This is a genomic window from Paenibacillus lemnae, assembly GCF_012933385.1.
In the GTDB taxonomy this organism is placed as follows: domain Bacteria; phylum Bacillota; class Bacilli; order Paenibacillales; family Paenibacillaceae; genus Paenibacillus_AQ; species Paenibacillus_AQ lemnae.
This window is the reverse complement of record NZ_JABBPN010000007.1, coordinates 38145-58784: the sequence shown is the minus strand read 5'-3', so window position 1 is coordinate 58784 and position 20640 is coordinate 38145. Positions and strand designations below refer to the sequence as shown.

Below are 20640 nucleotides of genomic sequence, written 5' to 3'. Positions count from 1 at the left end.
GAAAAACCATTTGATTGGCGAATAAGAGGACTTCTTTCGGATGCGAAAGAAGTCTTTTTTTGTCGGAGTAGCAAGATAGTCCATATGTTATGTTATATAACACAAATGCAGAAAAATACCTGACATGAGTATTGACGCTGTACGTAATGACGGAATATAATAGCTGAAAAGATAACGAAAAATCATGAACATTCATAAGGTATTCATAGCCTAATGTTCGGGTATTGGGAGGAAGAGACATGTCGGTAGAAAACGTGTTAAAAACGATTGAAGAGCATAACATTGAGTGGGTGGATTTCCGTTTTGTTGATTTGTCGGGTCGGGTGCACCATATTACCCTGCCGGCATCTGAAGTGGACAGCGAAACATTCGTTAACGGTGTAGCTTTTGACGGATCGTCCATTCCGGGCTTCCGCGGAATCGAAGAATCAGACATGGTTATGATGCCGGATCCGGAATCCTGCTATGTGGATCCATTTACCGCGCATCCTACATTAAATATCATGAGCAATATTCAAACACCGGACGGTGAAGCTTACGAGCGTGATCCACGCTGTATCGCTGATCGTGCCGAACAGTTTCTGCAGGACAGCGGCGTGGGAACAGCTGCATTCTTCGCACCGGAATCCGAGTTTTTCTTGTTCGATGATGTCCGTTACGAAAGCGGCATGAACAGCTCCAGCTACTATGTGGAGTCCGAAGAAGGAGCCTGGAACACCAACCGTAAGGAAGATGGGGGCAACCTGGGCTTTAAGGTTCGAGTGAAAGGCGGTTATGTTCCGGTAGCTCCTGTCGATACACAGCAGGACATCCGCAGCGAAATGTGTCGTCTTCTGAACGAAGCTGGACTTCGCGTTGAACGTCATCACCATGAAGTGGCAACTGCAGGTCAGGCAGAAATCAACTTCCGTTTTGATACACTGAAGAAAACCGCAGACAACCTGCTGGTTTACAAGTACATCGTGCACAATACCGCTCGTCAATATGGTAAAACAGCAACTTTTATGCCAAAACCTATTTTCGGAGACAACGGCAGCGGCATGCACGTGCACCAATCCATTTTTGATGGCGACACGCCTTTGTTCTACGAAAAAGGAGCTTATGCCAACCTGAGTGAAATGGCTCTTCATTATATCGGCGGTATTCTATATCATGCACCAGCCCTGATCGCACTGACGAACCCAAGCACGAACTCGTTCAAGCGTCTGGTTCCTGGTTATGAAGCACCAGTTAACCTCGTATTCTCCAAAGGTAACCGTTCTGCAGCCGTTCGTATCCCGGTAGCAGCTGTAACACCGAAGGGCTGCCGTATCGAGTTCCGTACACCGGACTCCACAGCGAACCCATACCTGGCATTCTCAGCCATGCTGATGGCGGGTCTGGACGGCATCAAGCGCAAGATCAACCCGGTTGAATTGGGTTATGGTCCTTTTGACAAGAATATTTATGATCTGTCTGATGCAGAGAAGAAAGAAATTCGCAGTGTGCCGGCTACATTGGATGAAGCACTCGATGCACTGGAAGCTGATTCCGAGTTCTTGACCGAAGGCGGCGTATTCACGAAAGAATTCCTGGAGAACTTTATCTCCTTGAAGCGTGGAGAAGCTAAAGCAGTATCCATCCGGGTACATCCGCACGAATATTCGCTTTACTATGATGTGTAAGATCTTGTATTGATGGAAGACGCAGGAGGTTGAACCTTCCTGCGTCTTTTCATGCTGCATATTAAATGAAGTGATGATTTACTTACAGGTCCACTTCGATTGAGAACCATCTTCCGATCGCTGTTATCCCCGGATTTTTTTGAACTATAACTCACTAATGGCAAATCCGGGGATAAAGGCGACCGCTTCGCTTCTCCAGATCGGTTCTCACTCTACGTTAAGCATGTAAATTTAAAATTCATCCTAAATCGCTGCATGATTTTTATGTCTTTTAATAGAGAAAAAAGCACTTGCGGACAGGTCCTGATTGTTGCTATGATAATCGATAACATGATTTTAGAGCGTATGTATAGAAAGGGTGGAGAGTGGATTGACCAAGAGATCTTATAATTTTAACGCAGGTCCGGCAGCATTGCCATTGGAGGTGCTGGAGAAGGCCCAGAGCGAGTTCGTAGATTTCCGCGAAAGCGGCATGTCGATTATGGAAATGTCGCACAGGGGAGCCATTTATGAGTCCGTACATAATGAAGCGCAGGAAAGACTGCTGTCTTTGCTTGGCAATCCTTCAGGATACAAAGTGCTGTTCCTTCAGGGCGGAGCGAGCACACAATTTGCCATGATCCCGATGAATTTTCTGGGCGAAGGCCAGCAAGCTAACTATGTGAAGACCGGCAGCTGGGCGAACAAGGCGATCAAGGAAGCACAATTGATTGGCAAGACACATGTTGCAGCTTCTTCGGAGTCTGACAAGTATATGAAGCTGCCAGAGCTAAGCAGTCTGCAGCTGTCCGAGCAGCCGGCTTATCTGCATGTAACATCCAATGAAACCATCGAAGGTACACAGTTCAAGGAGTTCCCGGATACCGGCTCCATTCCGTTGATCTGCGATATGTCCAGTGATATTCTAAGCCGCCCTTTTGACCTGAGCCAGTTCGCTATGGTGTATGCCGGAGCTCAGAAAAACCTCGGCCCGTCTGGAGTAACGGTAGTCCTTGCTCGTGAGGACATGATCAGCTCATCACCGAAGCATCTGCCAACGATGCTGCGCTATGATACGCATGTCGGCAACAACTCGCTGTACAATACACCGCCATCCTTCGGGATCTATATGATCAACGAAGTGCTGAAGTGGATTGAAGCACGCGGCGGGCTGGAAGGCGTTCAAGAGCTGAATCGCAAGAAAGCGGAGCTGATTTATAATGAGATTGATAACAGCGAAGGGTTTTATCAGGGCTGTGTAGATCCAGCAAGCCGTTCCCATATGAACGTGACATTCCGTTTGGGGTCCGAGGAGCTGGAGAAGGCCTTCGCTAAAGCTTCGGAGCAGGAAGGCTTCATCGGCCTGAAAGGTCACCGCAGTGTGGGCGGTCTGCGTGCTTCGATCTACAATGCCGTGCCGTATGAAAGCTGTGAGGCGCTGGTGAACTTTATGAAGCAATTCCAGGAACAGCATGCATAAGAGGATCTGATTGCGGATTGGGAGCTTACCGCCGGAAACGGCGGGGCTCTTTTTTTTGCGCGTGATGCGTTATAATGGAAAGAAACCGATAGATAAGGGTGGTTAGAAAGCGATATGGCACTTCACATTGTACTCGTAGAACCGGAAATTCCGGCGAATACGGGAAATATAGCGAGAACCTGTGCGGCAACCGGAATACACCTTCATCTGGTGCGTCCGCTCGGATTTAATACCGACGACAAAACCTTGAAGCGGGCAGGACTGGATTACTGGTATGCCGTGAATCTGGAGTATCATGATTCCTTCGCAGAGCTGCAGGAGAAGTATCCGGAAGGGCGCTACTTCTTTTCTACGACAAAAGCGAAGAAGCGATATACCGACATTTCGTTTCAAGATGAAGACTTTCTGGTGTTTGGCAAAGAGACCAAGGGTCTGCCGGAGGAGCTGCTGCAAGCCAACGCGGATCAGCTGATCCGGATGCCGATGACTGACAAGGTCCGCTCCTTGAACCTGTCCAACTCCGCGGCGATTGTAGCCTTTGAGGCACTGCGCCAGCTTGATTTTCCGGGGATGGAGTAACTCTAACGGACTCCATGTACGGACTCCATGTCCGTTAGAAACTGGAATCCCCTGTATTTGCGCCTCTAATGGACTCCATGTCCGTTAGAGGCGTTTACATATTCCATGTGCTCACTTTCTTCTGTTCTTTGACAGAATAGATATAGGGCTATGACACTACAGTAATGAAAAGAGAGAGGGACTATAGAATCAACTCTCTCGCAAATTGACCAAAGTGGTTTAAATTCAAGTGAGAGTGTGCCATTATAGATGTTGAAAACGCTTTAATTGAATTTAGATATCCCATGGAGACCTGGAGAACTGGGAAACTGAATTGATGACTCAAAAATCATTTTAGGAGGTTTTCCATGTTTAAGTCTGTCCAGTACCGCTTCATGTCGTGTCTGTTAATCCTCTCTCTTGTCTTGTGCGGAGCACTAGGTTCCGGTTACGGACAAGCATCCGCTCAATCCTCTCCAACCATTTCGTCTCAGAACATGCCCGAATTGTTAATCACAGAACTCGTCCCCGATTCTACCAATGTTGGAACTGGAGACGGCTACGAATTTATTGAAGTGTACAACAACACGGATCAAGTCATTGATTTCAGCAATTACAAAATACGCTACCGCTATCTCGAAAGTGATACGCTTTGGGCGCATAATCCGAATGAGGTTGATATCCAGCCTGGTGGCACCCTCGTATTCTGGATCATCAACAATCAGAACAAAAACTCCACGGTTGCGGATTTTAATGCCAATTACAATACTAATCTTGTGGAAAATGAAGATATCGTCAAGATTGAAGCCGGAGGCATGTCTAATTCCCGGATGCGGGAACTGGTCGTTGTCACCAACACCGGACGTCCTATTGTCTCAGCCTTTTATAATGACGGGGAAGTTCACAACGAAACGGACTTGGGGATTTTTTATAAATTCCCGGTAGACGGCAGCTTGAAAATGCAAAAAATCTCCTTTTTGGAGCATACAGCTACACCGGGATCACTGCAGCATTCCGAAGTGCCTGCAAAACCGGTGCAGATTGACACGACGCCGGAGCCGTCGGTTACGAATCTGACGGTTGAGACCGAGATCGCTCCCGGAGACAGCCTTGAAGTGGCTGCGGAAGCGCAGGATCAACGGATGGTCACATCCCTGGCGTTATCTTACCGTGTGGATGATGATGAAGATTTTACCATCGTCCAGCTTCAGGAAGAAGACGGCAAGTACCGTTATACCATTCCATATTTAGAGCTGCTGGGCCATCAGACGCTGGAGTATTATTTTACAGCATCCAATACATTCAAGTCGGTGGAAAGCCCAACATTTCAGGTTGAGATCAAGGGCAGTCAGAAAAGCCCGAGACTAAATCTCACCCAGGAGCAAATTCTGACCGGAACGGTACATGTTCGGGGTGCTGCCAATGATATGCCTGCTGAAGATCTTGCGTTATTCATAGATGGAAACCAGGTTGAGGGGTCCATTGGACTGGAACATCCCGCTTATTTTATATTTGAAGGCAACGGTATAGATGACGGGATCAATACGCTGACGATCGGACGGGACATTCTTTACCAAACCGATTCCGACATCGACGGTTACCCTACACTGGCTGCACCGATTGAGCCGCAGTGGCTGACCGGGGGAAACAACACGATTACGTTCCGTTCGGGGGACAATGACAAGACGTATTTTGAAGATGATCTTCCTGAAGGCAATATGGATGATTTTGATATCCGAAACGTGCGGTTGCTGCTGAATGACGGTACCGAGATCCGGGACCCGAGATACAGCGATCCGGAAAAGATTTTCACAATAGGAGACACCGGAAAGACGCCAAGATTAATGGAATTTGAATTTGATATTTCTGTGGACAAGCCGAATGCGGTGTCCTATACATGGGATACGACGCAGGCTGCAGATGGCGAACACACCATTCAAGTGAAGGATGGCAAGGGCGGCGAAGACTCTGTTGTTATTCAGGTCGATAACCAGGGACCTGAAATCACCACGACTTTGGATGATAGCAGCAGTACGAGCCGAACTTATAAAGGAAGCTTTACCATTGAAGCTTCGGCTTCAGATGCCATATCCGGCGTGGAACGATTGGATGTGAAGCTGGACGGAGAGGCCATCGAAGTTCCATACGAGACCTCATCGGCTGCATTGTCTCCAGGAAGTCACCTGCTTGAAGTGATTGCGGTGGACCGTGCCGGAAATCGTACTGAGCACACCGTAACGTTTGTTACTCCTGAAGAAAATCCGGATGCACCCGTACTCGTATCTCCAGGTGTGAATGGAGGGCCGATTGCCGGTCTTGTCCCAAATCTTAAAGTAAAGGTCACTGACCCGACGGACGACGAACTGACCGTTTCTTTCCATCAGGCTTATCGTTACCATTCTTTGAGTGGTGACCGGGTGAAGGTGTCTCGTAATGCATCAGATGAAGAGCCGCCAAAGGATCGATATCCTGCCGGTGAAACGGAACTAACGAAAACAGAGTTGGAGTTAATCTCCGAGTCTAATGATCAGTATGTGACGCTGGATTCCACCAGCCAGTTTCCATACCTTCGTTTTGAAGTGGAGCTCGAAGATACTGTAGAGTCTGGTGACCAGGTTGAAGTCATCTGGGAAGGGCATACGGTTTCGGGGCGTAAGGTGACCATGTATGCATGGAACCATACAACCGGGAAATGGACGGAAATCACGAAACATATCGCTGCCTCGGAGCAGGATTTTACACTGCGCGGAAATCTGAACACATCAGAGTACGTGCAGGATAACATCATTGATGTCATCGTCCAGGATGAAATTCCGAACCGCGGTGATTATGATTACAGCTTTGTGTGGGTGACGGATACACAATTTTTGACAGAGCTGTATCCACATATACAGCAGGAGCAATTTGAGTGGATTGTAAATAACAAAGAAGAGTTGAATATTCAATACCTGTTCCACACGGGAGATCTGGTGAATGATCCAGGTGCCGTGTATCAATGGGAACGGGCTGACGCTTACATGAAGATGATTGAAGAGGCGAATATTCCGAATGGCGTGCTTGCCGGAAATCATGACGTAGGGAGCTATGACTGGGATTATACAACGTACAGCCAATATTTTGGGGAAGATCGGTATAAGGATCAATCCTACTATGGCGAATCCTATAAGGATAACCGGGGCCATTATGACCTCATTTCAATAGAAGGCAACGATTATATCATGATGTATATGGGATGGGGTGTAGAAGAAGAGGATATTGAGTGGATGAATGATGTGTTGGCTGAATATCCGGATCGTATTGCCTTCCTGAGCTTTCATGACTACTTGCTGTCGAATGGAACACGTTCCAAGGCTGGTAATGAATTGTATGAAAAGGTGGTTGTACCGAATGCCAACGTTGCTGTGGTACTGAGCGGACACTATACAGGAGCCAATCTCTTGGAAGATCAGCTGGATGACAACGGAGACGGCGCAGTTGACCGTACGGTTTATCAAATGCTGGCGGATTATCAGGGGCATGCCGAAGGCGGAAGCGGTTATCTGCGGTTATTCCATGTGGATCAGGAAAGCGGCCAAATCTACGTGAATACTTACTCTCCTTATCTGGACAAATACAATTATTATACAAAACCTGGTATTGATGAATTTACCATCAGCCTGGACCTTGCGCCTGCATTGAAACGGGTGGCCACGGACAGCATTCAGGTGAACCATCTGAAAGGAGAAGCCATCGGCACAGAGCGGGTGAAAAGCGGTGAAACGGCGGCTGTAAAATGGCACAAGCTGGAGCGGAATCAATGGTATTCCTGGTATGTGAAGGTAAAGGATGATTTCGGTGGAAGCACGATGTCCGAGGTATGGTCATTCAAATCGACAGGCGGTGCGCCCGCTAAATAAAAAGAAGAATATCAGTAAAGGTTTGTGAAGCTCATTTCACAGGCCTTTTCTGTGCGTTATGCGCCCGTTCGAGAAATGAAGTCATTTCCTATATAATAGTACGTAATAAAAGAGTTATTTAGAAAGGAAGAGTGAAATGCCATCTTCATCACAGCATCCCATCGATCAATTTAAAAAATTCAAATATGAGATTACCCGTTTTCTGATGGTCTACAAATTTGCACTGGATCATATGGAGATGAAAATCGATGTTCTTAAAGAAGAATTCCAATCCCTGCATGATTACAATCCGATTGAGCATACGAAATCCAGACTCAAGACACCGGAAAGTATTATGAACAAAATGTTTCGTAAAAACCACGAGCTGACGTTTGACAGTATTAAAAATAATATTAAAGATATTGCAGGATTACGGATTACCTGCTCCTTTATATCAGATATATACCGGGTCAAGGACATGCTGTGCGGCCAAAGCGATCTTGTCGTTCTCGAAGTCAAAGATTACATCCAGAATCCTAAATCGAATGGATATCAGAGTCTTCACCTGCTGGTAGATGTTCCGGTTTATATGTCAGACGGGGAGCAGCGTGCCTGTGTGGAAATACAAATTCGGACGATTGCTATGGATTTCTGGGCAAGTCTGGAGCATAAAATCTTTTATAAATATAACAAGACGGTGCCTGAACGTTTGACAAAAGAATTGAAAAGCGCCGCAGATGCTGCAGGAGCTCTGGATCTACAGATGGAAAGGCTGCATCGCGAGATTCAAGAGATTAAAGATGCGGATATCGACAGTTCTGAAGAAGAGCTGCAAAGAATTGTGATTCAGAATCAGCAGTTCAACCTGCCTCAAAATCTTCTAAGACTTTTAGGAGGCGGGGATTAAAAATGTTAAAAATGAACATGAAAGTCATACGCTATACCTATAAAACACCACAAATTTGCTAAAAACATAAAAAATGTTTTAAAAACTAGCAGGATTCGACAAGATGGTATCGAACTATTATACTAGGTCTTATAGATTAAGTTATAATAAATCATACAGAATTTTGTTGAACGAAAGAGGTGTTTCAATCGTATGAAACCAGCCGGTGTTGTACGTAAGGTGGATCAACTGGGGAGAATCGTCCTGCCCAAATCACTGCGCAAAAGATATCAGATGAATGAAGGAGATCCTGTAGAAATTCTGGTGCAGGGAGACCATATAATTCTGGAGCGCTACCGTCCCAAATGCGTATTTTGCGGATCCATGGATGGGGTTAGTGAATTTAAAGAGCGTTACATTTGTACACAATGTATGTCAGAGATGACTCAGCTTCCAAACCATGGCTAGACCTTTTTACATGCGCTGCAGACTGCGGCGCTTTTTTATATCCTCACAGGTGCAGCGTAAGCAAAGAAAAAAGCTTCCCCGTAGTGAGGAAGCTGTGCCTTACAGGCCTTCGGTTTTATCTTCATTATATGCGGCAGTCAGAATACCGACCGTATACAGTGCGAAAACCAGCATGACGATCCAGAACGTTAATGAAAAGGACATAAAAGGCCACCTCCTGCTAAGCTACTCTCTATTATACCCAGCATGATCCAAAAAACCAATGAGAATTATGAATTATTTAAAGAATAAGAAATGAGTAGGTACAGGCCGCAGCCGTCCATCCGAAGGGCGGTTCACCACACGACCGTTCAGGATCAAAGACGAAGAGCCGCCGCCATCCAGATTATAGGCATCCTTGACGCCAAGATGCTCCAGCTTGTTCTGAAGCTCTTCCAGGGTTGCGCCTGAATCTCCTTTTTCATTATAACCTTCCGTTACGAGAACTAGCAGCTGGTCATCTTTATAATTGGCAATTACCGTTCGCGGAGCGCGTGCCGGACTCGTTTTCCATTTCAACGGAATCGGGGTCTTGTTACCATTCTTCATCAATACGGGCACAAAGGTAGCACCGAATTTCGGATTCAGACGGTCGAGCTGCTCCTTGTTCTTAAACTTTCCTCCGATCAGCTGTCCTGATTGATTCAAGCCGACAAAGGCCAGGTCCTTGAAGCTGGGCTGAAACCCTGTCACATAACCGCCGTTAATGAAGGTGGTGCTGAGCGGATGCCGCCCGCCATTCCCGTCGGCATAACCTCCGGCATTAATTCCAGCGACAGCTCCGTAATAGTTCACGGCCTGCATCGTAGTAACCGCTTTGCCGGGTTGTCCGTTGCCGAGTACCATTTTCATAGCATTGGGGTCTTTCAACTTAATTTTCATCGCGTGTCCACGGTATATGCCTGGATTCACTTTAAATAATTGTATCGAGATACGGTCGGTTTGAACCGTCTCAATGGGCCGGCCCAGCTTGCTGGTAATTCGCCGGTTGTATATATCTTCTGGCAGACCAGCTTGTACTACAGCTTTAGCGCGGATCGTATTCATCGCTGCGGTTGTTTGCTGATATAATTGGCCGGTCTTCTCAATGGTTGCAATGGTTTGGTCTACCGTGCTGCTGGCCTGATCCAGTCCCTGGCTGATCGTCCCGGACTGCTGCGTCAGATCGGTGTCCGGTACATAGGATGTTGTGTTCAGCTGCAGCTGGGGCGGAGACGTCAGGAGCCAAATACAAAGCGCTGTCCCGATAAATGGGGCCAGAGCCAGCATAAACAGCCGATTGACTTGTTTAGGTGTCATTTGTGCAATGGATCTCATTTTAACAGCTCCAGCTTCTTCTCCAGATTAGAAAGCTGCTGCTTGACATCATTCAGCTGGCTGTACAGCTTATTGCTGTTGTCAGTTTTGCCGCTGGCCTGGTCTTTCGTAAAAGTAAGCAGTTCGTTAAAAGCCTGAACTTTGCTGTCAATTTGATTCATTTGACTGGAAATTTCTGAAAAACGGCTGTCATATTGGGCCTTTAAGGCGGCCATCTCTTTCTGTGTATCCTGCTGAAGCCTGGTTATCATTTCTTGCTGAAGATGATTGCTGTAATAATAGGCGGCAGCGACTCCCGCTCCAATCAATATGATCCAAAACAGCCAAAACCATCTGGCCTTGGGACCTTTTCTCGCTGAAGCTTCGCGGGATGGATAAGAAGAAGATTGGTTTTCTGTCTGCAGTACTGGCATCTCTTCACCCCTTGTAATTCCTATCATTTTTACCAATATTCATTCTATCATGACGGATTCGTTTTCGCAAAGACGAAGAAAAATGTTCATATATTGAAAAATAGATTGCCTATGTGATCGAAAATGGGATACAATTTGTATAGATTTGTTTCATAACTGAGATACATATAAGCCGTTCGCCTTGGTCTATCGGTTTCTTCTGAGCCTTACGTATGATATGCCTTTAAAGCTGCTATGAAGTTGTATACGATGCTCGGCAGAGCGGTAAACAACCGCTTTTCGCGTTTGTTATGGTCGTCTTTCTGGCGCGCCGAATGATGACATAACTGTATTGTTTTTAAGGTGATTACTTGTAGTTGAAACAGGGGGTTGTTAGAACATGAATCAGGTTTGGCGAGTTGTGATTGTCGGAAGTCATCCCACAAGTATGCTGGGGACCAAATTGATTCTCGAAGAAGAGAAAGATTTACACGTTACCGGTATGGTGCAGACTGGACAGGAAGGTATCCGATTTGTAGAAGAACATTCACCCGATATGGTGCTCCTGGATTACCGCTTGTCTGATCATACCGCAGATTATGTACTGGAGCAGATGAAGCAGGTATCTCCTAGCTCTCATGTTGTGGTGATGACAGACAATGACGGTTTGCCATTGCTGCAGAGTCTGATCAGCCGCGGTGCGAGCGGTATTTTATCCAAGCAGGCTTCTCCATTCCAGCTCATTCATATCATATCCGGATTGCGGGAAGGCATTACCGCACTGCCCTTGGAATGGGTCAGACAGGGCATTTGGCCGCTGACATCTTCACCTCTTTCAGAAGGCGGACTGCCGCTGTCCGAGATGGAAAGCTTCATTATGGAACGGATCGTTCAGGGGATAACCTATGATAAAATCGCTCTTGAGATTGAGGTCAGCCGCCGTTCTATTGATAATTATCTGCGAAAAATTTACGTGAAGCTGGGTGTAAATACCCGAGCCCAAGCGATTGAGAAATATGCGCTTTATACCCGCCAAGGCCGTCAGATGTATGCCTGATATGACCTGATCGGTTATAATGCGGGATGACGGAGAATACCCATAAATGCATCCCATTACATAACCAAAGAGATCAGGATAACGGATAGAGGGAGGAACCTTACATGCACTATTCCTTTGCTTCCCGTGCACAGACTCTCATGTCGTCCCCGCTGCGCAGTGTTCAGGAACTTGCGAAGCGGGATTCTTTTATTTCACTGGCGGAAGAGCTTCCGGCTGAAGAACTGTTTCCGCTGTCGTCCCTGGCGGAATCCGCAAATGCCGTTCTGTCGGCAGACCCGCGTTCTCTTCAGTACGGAGAAGCGGAGGGCTATGGGCCTCTCCGGGAGTGGCTGTGCCAGAGCTGGAAGCGCCGTAAGAGCCTTGAGCTGCATCCAGACCAGATTCTATTAACGACCGGTACGCAGCAGGCGGTCGATCTGCTGGTACGCGTCTATGTCGATCCCGGTGACCGTGTCCTGGTCGAGAACCCGACATCGCCGGGCCTGCTGCAGGTGCTGAGGCTTCAGGGAGCACGCATCATACCTGTGGAAGGAGATGGTGAAGGGATTCTGCCCGACCATCTGGCATCCATGATTAAAATCCACCGTCCGAAGTTATTGTTTACGGCACCTAATTTCAATAATCCGACAGGGTGTGTCTGGACACTGGAACGCAGAAGACAGGTACTGAGCATGACGTCAGGCAGTGGACTGCTGGTAGTAGAGGACGATTCTTTGGGTGAGCTCCATTTTCCACAAGATGGTACTAAACCTGAGACTCTGAAGTCACTGATCTCTATGGAAGAGCGGCAGGGAGAGCATGTGCTGTATATCGGCTCGTTCAGCAAAACCGTCGCACCTGCACTCCGGACCGGCTGGGCTGCGGGAAGCAAAGAAGTGATCGGGATGATGACCGCTGTCAAGCTGATGGCTGACTGGCAGTCCAGTATGCTTAATCAGCGAATGCTTCATCATCTTCTGGAGTCCCGGCACTTCAATCTGGAAGATCATATTGTGATGCTGAACCGAGAGTACGATACACGGCTTAAGCTGATGGACCAGCTCCTGAAACGCAGTGCCTGGCAGCAAGCATCATATTCCCTTCCGGAAGGCGGGATGTTTCTCTGGGTCAAGCTGCCGGGCGGATTAAGTGGGGATACGCTGCTCAAAGTGTCAGTTCGTAAAGGGGTCAGCTTCCTACCGGGTTCGATGTGCTCGCCCGGAGAGGATCAAGACGATTATATTCGTCTGAACTTCACGCATCCGGGCCGGGATGAGCTGCTGCTCGGGATGAATCTGATCAGTGAAGCCGTGCGGGAGTTTACAGCACGAAGCTAAGGTGCAGTTTCTCCCCTGCTGCTGTGTGTTTCCAATACAGCAGCATAGGTTTCCAGAGCTCTTCGTCCTTCGGGTGTCAGGACATACCGACCGCGACCGATCCGTTCAAACCAGCCATAATAGTTGCGCTGCAGAATAGCGGCTGCATTACCGACACCGCTCAGATCCCGTATTTTAGCAGGTGCTGTTCCAAGCGGTGGTGGGGCTTCCAGAGTTCTGTCTAGCGCTGCCAGGTCAGCTTCAGCACTACTGGCCTTGCCCGGCGCACCAGGCATATCACGGCTGATTCCTGCCAGTGCAGCAGCGACGCGGAGAGCCTTCTCGCGGTATGCTGTTACAAGCTTGGCACGCGAGACGCCGCCTGTATTGTAATCACCGCTGCGCTCGCGGAACTCGAGGAGCAGCCGTTCTCTTTTGCGTGAGGATCCCCGGCTGGGTGGCTGATAGGCTTCCGGCTCGCACAGTACCTCGACAAACGGAGGTTTTGTCTTGTAGAAGGTCACCGTCACAAGCCCGAGGCCCAGCCGCTGGCACAGGCTGCTGATCTCATTCCACCGCTGGTTCACCGCACCCTTCTTGGCCCGGCTCTTCTCTACCGCCAAATACACATGAGGACTCATCTTCAAACGTTCCAGCCCCTGCAGCAGCAGGGCGAGGTTGAACGTTTTTTTCATTTCCGCAATCATCAGTTCCTGGCCGTCCTCCCGAACGCCCACCAGATCACAGTCCCGGACTTCCCCTTTGATGAGATATCCGCGCATTTCAAAAAAAGCCTTCAATGGAGCATACAGCTCGGCTTCGTGCTTTATCGCCATGGCGCTTCTCCTTTGTTAGGACAGCAGACGCTGATCCGCCGCTGTTTGATGTATTCCATCAGTATAACATGCCGGGAACGGGTGTGCGTATCCTGAAGAGGGAAGCTTTCCTCTTCCCGGAAAAAGAAAGCTGTTTCCTTGCAAAATGAGGTCAACTATTCTGTAAATGCCGCATAGGTATGTAATACACTTTTTCGGTGGTTAAAGGCGCAAGGGACGCATGTGGAATGGAAGCCAATCCTCAATAAGAAGTCATAGGAGGTAGCGGTATGGATATTTTTGAACGCATAGCATCTTATCGGGCAGAGAGCGACCGTTTGGCGTGGAGCGGCACATTCAGGGAATATATTGAATTACTGAAAAAAGATCCGGCACCAGCCATGACCGCTCATGCACGTGTGTATGACATGATCGAATCCTACGGGATTGAAGAGAGCAGCGGACGGAAGAAATACAAGTTTTTTGAACAGGAAATTTTCGGGCTGGACCGCGCCGTGGAAAAGCTCGTCGAAGAATATTTTCATTCGGCCGCACGCCGTCTGGATGTAAGAAAACGGATTCTGCTGCTGATGGGGCCCGTCAGCGGGGGTAAGTCTACGCTGGTCACCTTGCTCAAACGGGGGCTCGAGAAGTACTCTCGCACCGAACGTGGTGCGGTTTACGCCATCGCGGGCTGTCCCATGCATGAAGAGCCGTTGCATCTGATTCCGCTGGAGCTGCGTCCGGACATTGAGAAAGAGCTGGGTGTAAGAATCGAGGGCAACCTGTGCCCATCCTGCCAAATGAGATTGAAAACAGAGTATAACGGAGATATCGAATCGGTCATGGTAGAGCGTGTACTGATATCAGAGGAGGGACGTACGGGAATTGGTACGTTCAGTCCGTCCGATCCAAAGTCGCAGGATATTGCCGATCTGACCGGAAGCATCGACTTCTCTACGATTACAGAGTATGGGTCGGAGTCCGATCCGCGAGCCTACAGGTTTGATGGTGAGCTGAATAAGGCGAACCGGGGTTTGATGGAATTTCAGGAAATGCTGAAATGTGACGAGAAGTTTTTATGGAACCTGCTGTCCCTGACGCAGGAAGGGAATTTTAAAGCCGGGCGATTTGCGCTGATCAGCGCGGATGAATTGATTGTAGCTCATACGAACGAGTCTGAATATAAAGCGTTTATTGCCAACAAGAAAAATGAAGCCCTGCAGTCCCGGATGATCGTCATGCCGATTCCATACAATCTGAGAGTGACAGATGAGGAGAAAATTTACGAAAAGCTGATTGGCCAGAGTGACATGAAGCATATCCATATCGCTCCGCATGCCCTTCGTTCTGCAGCCATTTTCTCCATTCTGACCCGTCTCAAGGAGACGAAGAAGCAGGGGATGGATCTCATCAAGAAGATGCGTATGTATGATGGTGAGGAGATTGAGGGGTATAAAGAAGCAGATCTGAAAGAAATGCAGAACGAGTATCTGGAGGAGGGCATGTCGGGTGTGGATCCCCGCTATGTCATCAACCGAATCTCGAGTGCCTTGATCAAGCAGAATCTTCAGTGCATTAATGCGCTGGATATGCTGCGGGGGATCAAGGACGGTCTGGATCAGCATCCTTCCATTACGAAGGAAGAGCGGGAGCGGTATCTGAATTTCATCTCCGCCGCACGCAAGGAGTATGATGAGCTCGCGAAAAAAGAAGTCCAGAAGGCCTTCGTCTATTCCTTCGAGGAGTCGGCCAAAACGCTGTTCGAGAACTACCTCGACAATATCGAGGCATTCTGCAACTGGACGAAAATCCGTGACCCCCTGACCGATGAGGAGATGGATCCGGACGAAAGACTCATGCGGTCGATCGAGGAGCAGATCGGCGTGTCCGAGAATGCCAAGAAAGCATTCCGAGAGGAAATTATGATCCGTATCTCCGCCTATTCGCGAAAAGGTAAAAAATTCGAGTATCATAATCACGAACGGCTGCGTGAGGCGATTGAGAAGAAGCTGTTCGCCGATTTGAAAGACATCGTCAAAATCACCACATCCACAAAAACACCGGATGCAGTTCAGCTGAAGCGGATCAATGAGGTGAGCTCCCGTCTGATCGACGAGCACGGCTACTGCCCGGTATGCGCCAACGAACTGCTGCGCTATGTGGGAAGCCTGCTGAACCGGTAAATCGGGTGAGGCTGGTGCGGTGCGAAATGGATGGGTGTTTTGTTCGACGGGCAGTATGAGTGTGCACCAGCGGAAGTGCAGGTTTGTGCTGAGTAGTAGAAGTGGGTGGCAGTTGAGTAATCGGTAGTCGGAAAGTGCAGTAGGGAGCAGCACGTGTAAGATGAGCAGTAAAAGTGTGTGGCAGTTGAAGTAACCGGCGGTTAGCGCTGTTGGAATGTGCGGCAGACGAAAAAAGCGGCATCGAGATGTGCGGCAGTTAGAGTAGGATAGGCTCCTGCTGCAAGAGTGTTGATAAGTGCTAAAAATGGCCTTTGCCCCAAATTTTCAGGGGTGAAGGCTGTTTTCGTGTTATAGCTCAATGAAGCAGCCGCAGCTGTGGTCCTTAAGAGGTGCTGTTTGCAGTGCTTCGGGCAGCAGCCATGGATGATCGCATTTTTTAGCAAGCAGAAAAGCATAGCTTTTCTAGATAAGACTGAATTTCAGTCTTATTTCTTTAAAATCAGCGATAATCGACCATATAAGATTGATTTTCAATCTTATTTATAAGATTTCATGCTCATTCTCTTCTATAATTGGAATTTTGGCCAATTTAAGACTGATTTTCAATCTTAAACTGAGCTTTTCATTTAAAATGAAAAAAATAAGCTTGGAATTCAAGCTTATTTTTCTCAAGTTAATTTAATTTGCCTTAAAGGCTTTGAAGTTACTTATCTATAAGGTTAGATTGAAGGTGCTGCTCGCAAGTATCGACTATATCAGACTTATGTTCCACCAGCAACTTGCACATCAAATTACCAGCAGATCAAATAGTGGAGTAACAGTTAGTTATACTAGACATGTTTGGATAGAGTTACAGTTATTCTAGTAAAGATCCAGCTGAGCCAGCTCCTGCAGCGTAAGCTTACGCGCAAGCTTGTAGGAACGGATACGGATTGTGCTGTTACCGTCCGGTTCGAGAAGTCCTTTTGACAGCAGCCCTTGAAGAAGAAGCAGTGACTTGGATTTACCGACACCGAACAGTGTGCATATATCAGCGGGCTTCACGCTCACTTGTCGCTGCCTTATATACCTGATAATCAGCCGTTCCTCTACCGATAGCGGTCCTACTGAGTTTGTATCTGATATGCTGCTGCCATACCATCTTCCCATACACTGTTGAAGAAATTGCGCGCACCTGCGAGGCTTCTCCTTGAGATCGTCGACCGTAAAGCGTATGAGTTTCCATCCGTCGTATATTAGACTGTTCTGCCGCCAACGGTCTTTGCTGAAATCGAAACGGCTGCAATGTCGGACATGCGGACCATAACCATCTAATTCAATCGCAATGGAAATACCGCCCCGAAGATAAGCAAAATCAATATAGCGGCTGTTGTCTTCCAGATCAGCCACTTCATATTCTGGATGAAGATGATCGAAATTCCCAAACGTCGGCCACCATATGGCCTGCAAAAACAATTGCTCGCCATAGGCATGAGATTCCTTCAGTCGGCGATACCGCTCACCTGATCTCCTGCTCAAGTGTGATTCGACAAACTGCTCATGGGCGTCCTCGTAATTTACCATCATTGTTCACTCCCTAATTTTAGATATAAAAAAACGCCTCTCACAGCCCAATGGAGGGCAGATGAAAGGCGTGTGCTTCACGTTCTGCGTAGGATTTAAGTTTAAGTCGCGTATAGATTGTGTGACGGTGCAGAGATGCCATATGTGCATTGAATATACGTTAACATACATTTAAAGGTACATTTTACTTTAGCTGTAGATTCGCTTTAGGCACGTTGTCATATGAAGTGTATACGTTGAATGCATTATATCATATTAAAGAATTTAGGAACTAACAAATAAGCAATGTTAAGACCCCATCCACCGCATAAACACCAGCCGTAGATCTTGTGCAAACACACCGCGATTTAGGGCTTAAGGCTTGGGATATTATGGGACGTTTAGTCTATAATGAAACCAGGTCTTATTAAGGTTAGAACAGGAGTTGAAGCATCTCATGATCAATGTTTCGCCGGAGAGACAGAATCAGCTGAATTACATTGGCCTGAAGGAACAGGAATTGTCGTTATTGTCAGAGCATGCGGGTGTTTTTCGCAGTGTCGTGGATGAAGTGGTGGACCGGTTGTATGACCGGATTGAGAGCCAGCCGCATTTAAAGGATATGATCCATCGCCATTCGACGGTTGACCGTTTGAAGCAAACCCAGCGGGAGTACTGGATGTCTCTGACAGCCGGGGTTGTGGATGACTCCTATATCTCGAACCGGATCCTCGTAGGCCAAATTCATTCCCGGATCGGACTAAACACGGACTATTATCTCGGAACCTATATGATCTATCTCGATATCGCTACACAATTATTGCAGCAGTCCATACCGGATCGCTGGACCCAGGTCGTTCATGCGCTGAGCAAAATGTTCAATCTGGATTCCCAGCTGGTCCTGGAAGCTTATGATTTGAAGGAGAAAGAGAACATTCAGTCCCTTGTAGATGAGCAGAAGACGATGCTAGAAGCCATTACAGCTGCCGTACAGGAGCTCAGTGCCATGATCGTAGAGCTGGAGCAGAGTGCGGCCCTCATGGCCGAAAATGCAGCCAAAACCGCAGAAGCTCAGGAGAAGGCCCATACCCTCACAGCTGAGTTGAATCAGGAGGTTCTGCATATTGAGCAGATGGGAACTCTCATTCGTGAGATTGCTGATCAGAGTCATCTTGTCGGTTTGAACGCGGCGATTGAAGCCGCACATGCTGGTGAGCTGGGCCGCGGATTTGAAGTCGTTGCCGGGGAAGTGCGTAAGCTCGCGAGTCATTCCCGCGGCGCAATGGAGCAGATCCAGGATAAGGTGGGAGGCATTGTCCGCAAGCTGGCCGAGGTAGAACGAGAATCGGAGCAGACTTCCATCAATGCCCGGAACCAGGCCGCAAGCTCGCAGGAGCTGGCTGCCTTTGTGAGAATGATGGAGAAGCTGGCTAGTGATCTGGAAGCTCTTCAACATCGGGATTCCCAGGGCGAGACCGTAGAGCCGGCAGCCGTTTATTAGAAGCCAACAGTATTAGAAGCTAACAGCAGAAGCCATGAAAAAAAGGCCCCTTGCAGATCATGACCATCATGATCCGCAGGGGGTCCCTTTGGTACTTAGAAGTTACATAAAACGGCGGTGCAGCTTTTTACCATCATAAGAGTACAGAATCGGCTTGCTCTCAATAATCGTGTTCAGGTGCACTGGTTTCCCCCACAGGTGGTACACATATGGCAGCGTACGCTCCATATACTTGAGATCCAGCTCCATGCCTTCATACTGATGCTTGATCATCAGCTCGCCGGAACGGTGAAAATCGCCGTCCTGCACAACGAGATAAGGAGAGCCGCCGTTCACCCTGGAGGTGACCAGCTGGTCACGGATATTCTCCCAGCCTTTGTCGGTAATTTTCCACTCGGCTCCTTTTTTCTCAAAAACATAAAGATCGAGATCCCGCACAAGCTCCTTCGTCAGATAGTTGCGCAGAAAGGAGATGTCGGAGTCGTACTCGCGGACCTCAAACATTTTGTCACGGTCCCAGCGGCGTTCGATGTCTTCAAAGATCTTCAGCCCCAGGTAGTACGGATTCAGCGTATGCCGGGACGGCTGCACCACCGAAGCATTCAGCTTAGCGAACTCCACCGTCTCCTCGCTGGTCAGGTCCAGCTCCCGGATGATCCGTTGATGCCAGTAGGAAGCCCAGCCTTCGTTCATGATCTTCGTCTCCATCTGCGGCCAGAAATACAGCATTTCCTCGCGCAGCATACTCAGGATATCCCGCTGCCAGTCCTCCAGAATTTCAGAATACTCCTGAATAAACCACATAATATCTTTCTCCGGCTCCGGGGGAAATCGGCGTGCGGCTGCCGCTTCTTCCTCCTTGGATTTGGCAGGGCTGCTGCCTTCACTGCTGGCACCCCACAGATCGTCGTAGGGTCCCGGGCGCTTGTGACGCTTGGCGTCATCCTTTTTCCCTTGAATCATACGCTCGGTATACCGCTGTTTATCCAGCTTCTCCGGCCGCACAATCTGCGGGTCCACATGTTCCTGAATCGCCAGCACCGCGTCGATAAACTTCTCCACAGCTTCGGTTCCGTGCTCCAGCTCATACCTTGAGATTCGCTCAGCGGTCGCTGACATGCTCTCGACCATATTGCGATTGGATACGGAGAAGCGGGCGTTGTTTTTGAAAAAATCACAGTGAGCCAGTACATGCGCTACAATCAGCTTGTTCTGGATGAGGGAGTTGCCGTCCAGCAGAAAGGCGTAGCAGGGATTGGAGTTGATGACCAGCTCGTAAATTTTGCTGAGCCCGAAATCGTACTGCATTTTCATCTTATTAAAGGTTTTTCCAAAGCTCCAATGCGAAAAGCGGGTGGGCATGCCATATGCGCCGAAGGTGTAGATAATGTCAGCGGGACAGATCTCATATCGCATCGGGTAGTAGTCGAGCCCGAAACCGTCAGCGATCTCCATAATTTCGTCAATGGCCTTTTGCAGTTCATTCATTTCATCGGTATAGCTCATGATTGAAGGCTCCTTCCTGGGTATGGAAGCTAAATCGCGCAGAGATATACTTATGTATATTCGGCAAAGGAGGGGAT

Annotated in this window: 15 protein-coding genes; 10 read left to right on the top strand and 5 right to left on the bottom strand. The window is 48.2% G+C overall.

All coding sequences use genetic code 11. The annotated features are described in order from the left end of the window. Positions 1-239: 239 nt before the first annotated feature. The 6 genes from glnA to HII30_RS09580 all read left to right on the top strand — a co-directional run bounded on the left by glnA (position 240) and on the right by HII30_RS09580 (position 8910). Positions 240-1664, top strand: a complete 1425-nt coding sequence (glnA, locus tag HII30_RS09605; protein ID WP_169504811.1) for a type I glutamate--ammonia ligase — start codon at positions 240-242, stop codon at positions 1662-1664. Positions 1665-2034: 370 nt separating this feature from the next. Continuing rightward, complete coding sequence (serC, locus tag HII30_RS09600) at positions 2035-3123, top strand: 3-phosphoserine/phosphohydroxythreonine transaminase (protein WP_169504810.1); 1089 nt, start codon at positions 2035-2037, stop codon at positions 3121-3123. A 114-nt stretch (positions 3124-3237) separates the two neighbouring features. Then, complete coding sequence (trmL, locus tag HII30_RS09595; RefSeq protein ID WP_169504809.1) at positions 3238-3702, top strand: tRNA (uridine(34)/cytosine(34)/5-carboxymethylaminomethyluridine(34)-2'-O)-methyltransferase TrmL; 465 nt, start codon at positions 3238-3240, stop codon at positions 3700-3702. Between the two features lie 347 nt (positions 3703-4049). Continuing rightward, positions 4050-7577: a lamin tail domain-containing metallophosphoesterase family protein gene (locus HII30_RS09590; RefSeq protein ID WP_169504808.1), complete on the top strand. Its 3528-nt coding sequence runs from the start codon at positions 4050-4052 to the stop codon at positions 7575-7577. 136 nt (positions 7578-7713) lie between these two features. Next, a complete protein-coding gene (locus HII30_RS09585; protein ID WP_169504807.1) occupies positions 7714-8463 on the top strand; it encodes a GTP pyrophosphokinase in 750 nt (249 codons plus the stop codon). A gap of 192 nt (positions 8464-8655) precedes the next feature. Beyond that, positions 8656-8910 carry an AbrB/MazE/SpoVT family DNA-binding domain-containing protein gene (locus HII30_RS09580; protein WP_169504806.1) on the top strand — a complete coding sequence of 85 codons (255 nt, stop codon included), beginning with the start codon at positions 8656-8658 and terminating at the stop codon, positions 8908-8910. 276 nt (positions 8911-9186) lie between these two features. Here the strand turns inward: HII30_RS09580 and HII30_RS09575 are convergent, their stop codons facing one another. Further along, complete coding sequence (locus HII30_RS09575) at positions 9187-10248, bottom strand: phosphodiester glycosidase family protein (RefSeq protein ID WP_246246224.1); 1062 nt, start codon at positions 10246-10248, stop codon at positions 9187-9189. Positions 10249-10262: 14 nt separating this feature from the next. Continuing rightward, positions 10263-10679 carry a hypothetical protein gene (locus HII30_RS09570; RefSeq protein WP_169504804.1) on the bottom strand — a complete coding sequence of 139 codons (417 nt, stop codon included), beginning with the start codon at positions 10677-10679 and terminating at the stop codon, positions 10263-10265. Between the two features lie 379 nt (positions 10680-11058). Between HII30_RS09570 and HII30_RS09565 the strand changes: the two genes are divergently transcribed. Together HII30_RS09565 and HII30_RS09560 are read left to right on the top strand one after the other, a co-directional pair. Further along, positions 11059-11715 carry a response regulator transcription factor gene (locus HII30_RS09565; protein ID WP_169504803.1) on the top strand — a complete coding sequence of 219 codons (657 nt, stop codon included), beginning with the start codon at positions 11059-11061 and terminating at the stop codon, positions 11713-11715. Between the two features lie 104 nt (positions 11716-11819). Beyond that, positions 11820-13034 (top strand): aminotransferase-like domain-containing protein, encoded by a 1215-nt coding sequence (locus HII30_RS09560; protein ID WP_169504802.1) that lies wholly within the window; start codon positions 11820-11822, stop codon positions 13032-13034. Here HII30_RS09560 and HII30_RS09555 read toward each other — a convergent pair. Then, entirely contained in the window at positions 13031-13849 is an 819-nt protein-coding gene (locus HII30_RS09555; RefSeq protein WP_169504801.1) for a DUF2161 family putative PD-(D/E)XK-type phosphodiesterase, read from the bottom strand. The genes HII30_RS09560 and HII30_RS09555 overlap by 4 nt on opposite strands. A 269-nt stretch (positions 13850-14118) precedes the next feature. Between HII30_RS09555 and HII30_RS09550 the strand changes: the two genes are divergently transcribed. Further along, the gene (locus HII30_RS09550) at positions 14119-16014 is read left to right on the top strand and encodes a PrkA family serine protein kinase (protein ID WP_169504800.1); all 1896 of its coding nucleotides are present in this window, start codon (positions 14119-14121) and stop codon (positions 16012-16014) included. Positions 16015-16875: 861 nt separating this feature from the next. On the opposite strand, the gene HII30_RS09545 is transcribed toward HII30_RS09550, so the two are convergent. Then, the gene (locus HII30_RS09545) at positions 16876-17577 is read right to left on the bottom strand and encodes a DNA-binding response regulator (protein WP_169504799.1); all 702 of its coding nucleotides are present in this window, start codon (positions 17575-17577) and stop codon (positions 16876-16878) included. Positions 17578-18013: 436 nt separating this feature from the next. Between HII30_RS09545 and HII30_RS09540 the strand changes: the two genes are divergently transcribed. Beyond that, positions 18014-19057 carry a globin-coupled sensor protein gene (locus HII30_RS09540; protein ID WP_169504798.1) on the top strand — a complete coding sequence of 348 codons (1044 nt, stop codon included), beginning with the start codon at positions 18014-18016 and terminating at the stop codon, positions 19055-19057. Between the two features lie 102 nt (positions 19058-19159). On the opposite strand, the gene HII30_RS09535 is transcribed toward HII30_RS09540, so the two are convergent. Continuing rightward, positions 19160-20563, bottom strand: coding sequence for a SpoVR family protein (locus HII30_RS09535; RefSeq protein WP_169504797.1), 1404 nt, complete (start codon positions 20561-20563; stop codon positions 19160-19162). Positions 20564-20640: the final 77 nt, after the last annotated feature.

Bases quoted from the DNA above. Each gene is read 5' to 3' on its own strand.
- glnA (WP_169504811.1), top strand. From the start codon at position 240: ATGTCGGTAGAAAACGTGTTAAAAACGATTGAAGAGCATAACATTGAG.
- trmL (WP_169504809.1), top strand. From the start codon at position 3,238: ATGGCACTTCACATTGTACTCGTAGAACCGGAAATTCCGGCGAATACG.
- HII30_RS09590 (WP_169504808.1), top strand. From the start codon at position 4,050: ATGTTTAAGTCTGTCCAGTACCGCTTCATGTCGTGTCTGTTAATCCTC.
- HII30_RS09585 (WP_169504807.1), top strand. From the start codon at position 7,714: ATGCCATCTTCATCACAGCATCCCATCGATCAATTTAAAAAATTCAAA.
- HII30_RS09580 (WP_169504806.1), top strand. From the start codon at position 8,656: ATGAAACCAGCCGGTGTTGTACGTAAGGTGGATCAACTGGGGAGAATC.
- HII30_RS09575 (WP_246246224.1), bottom strand. From the start codon at position 10,248: ATGACACCTAAACAAGTCAATCGGCTGTTTATGCTGGCTCTGGCCCCA.
- HII30_RS09570 (WP_169504804.1), bottom strand. From the start codon at position 10,679: ATGCCAGTACTGCAGACAGAAAACCAATCTTCTTCTTATCCATCCCGC.
- HII30_RS09565 (WP_169504803.1), top strand. From the start codon at position 11,059: ATGAATCAGGTTTGGCGAGTTGTGATTGTCGGAAGTCATCCCACAAGT.
- HII30_RS09560 (WP_169504802.1), top strand. From the start codon at position 11,820: ATGCACTATTCCTTTGCTTCCCGTGCACAGACTCTCATGTCGTCCCCG.
- HII30_RS09555 (WP_169504801.1), bottom strand. From the start codon at position 13,849: ATGGCGATAAAGCACGAAGCCGAGCTGTATGCTCCATTGAAGGCTTTT.
- HII30_RS09550 (WP_169504800.1), top strand. From the start codon at position 14,119: ATGGATATTTTTGAACGCATAGCATCTTATCGGGCAGAGAGCGACCGT.
- HII30_RS09545 (WP_169504799.1), bottom strand. From the start codon at position 17,577: ATGGTAAATTACGAGGACGCCCATGAGCAGTTTGTCGAATCACACTTG.
- HII30_RS09540 (WP_169504798.1), top strand. From the start codon at position 18,014: ATGATCAATGTTTCGCCGGAGAGACAGAATCAGCTGAATTACATTGGC.
- HII30_RS09535 (WP_169504797.1), bottom strand. From the start codon at position 20,563: ATGAGCTATACCGATGAAATGAATGAACTGCAAAAGGCCATTGACGAA.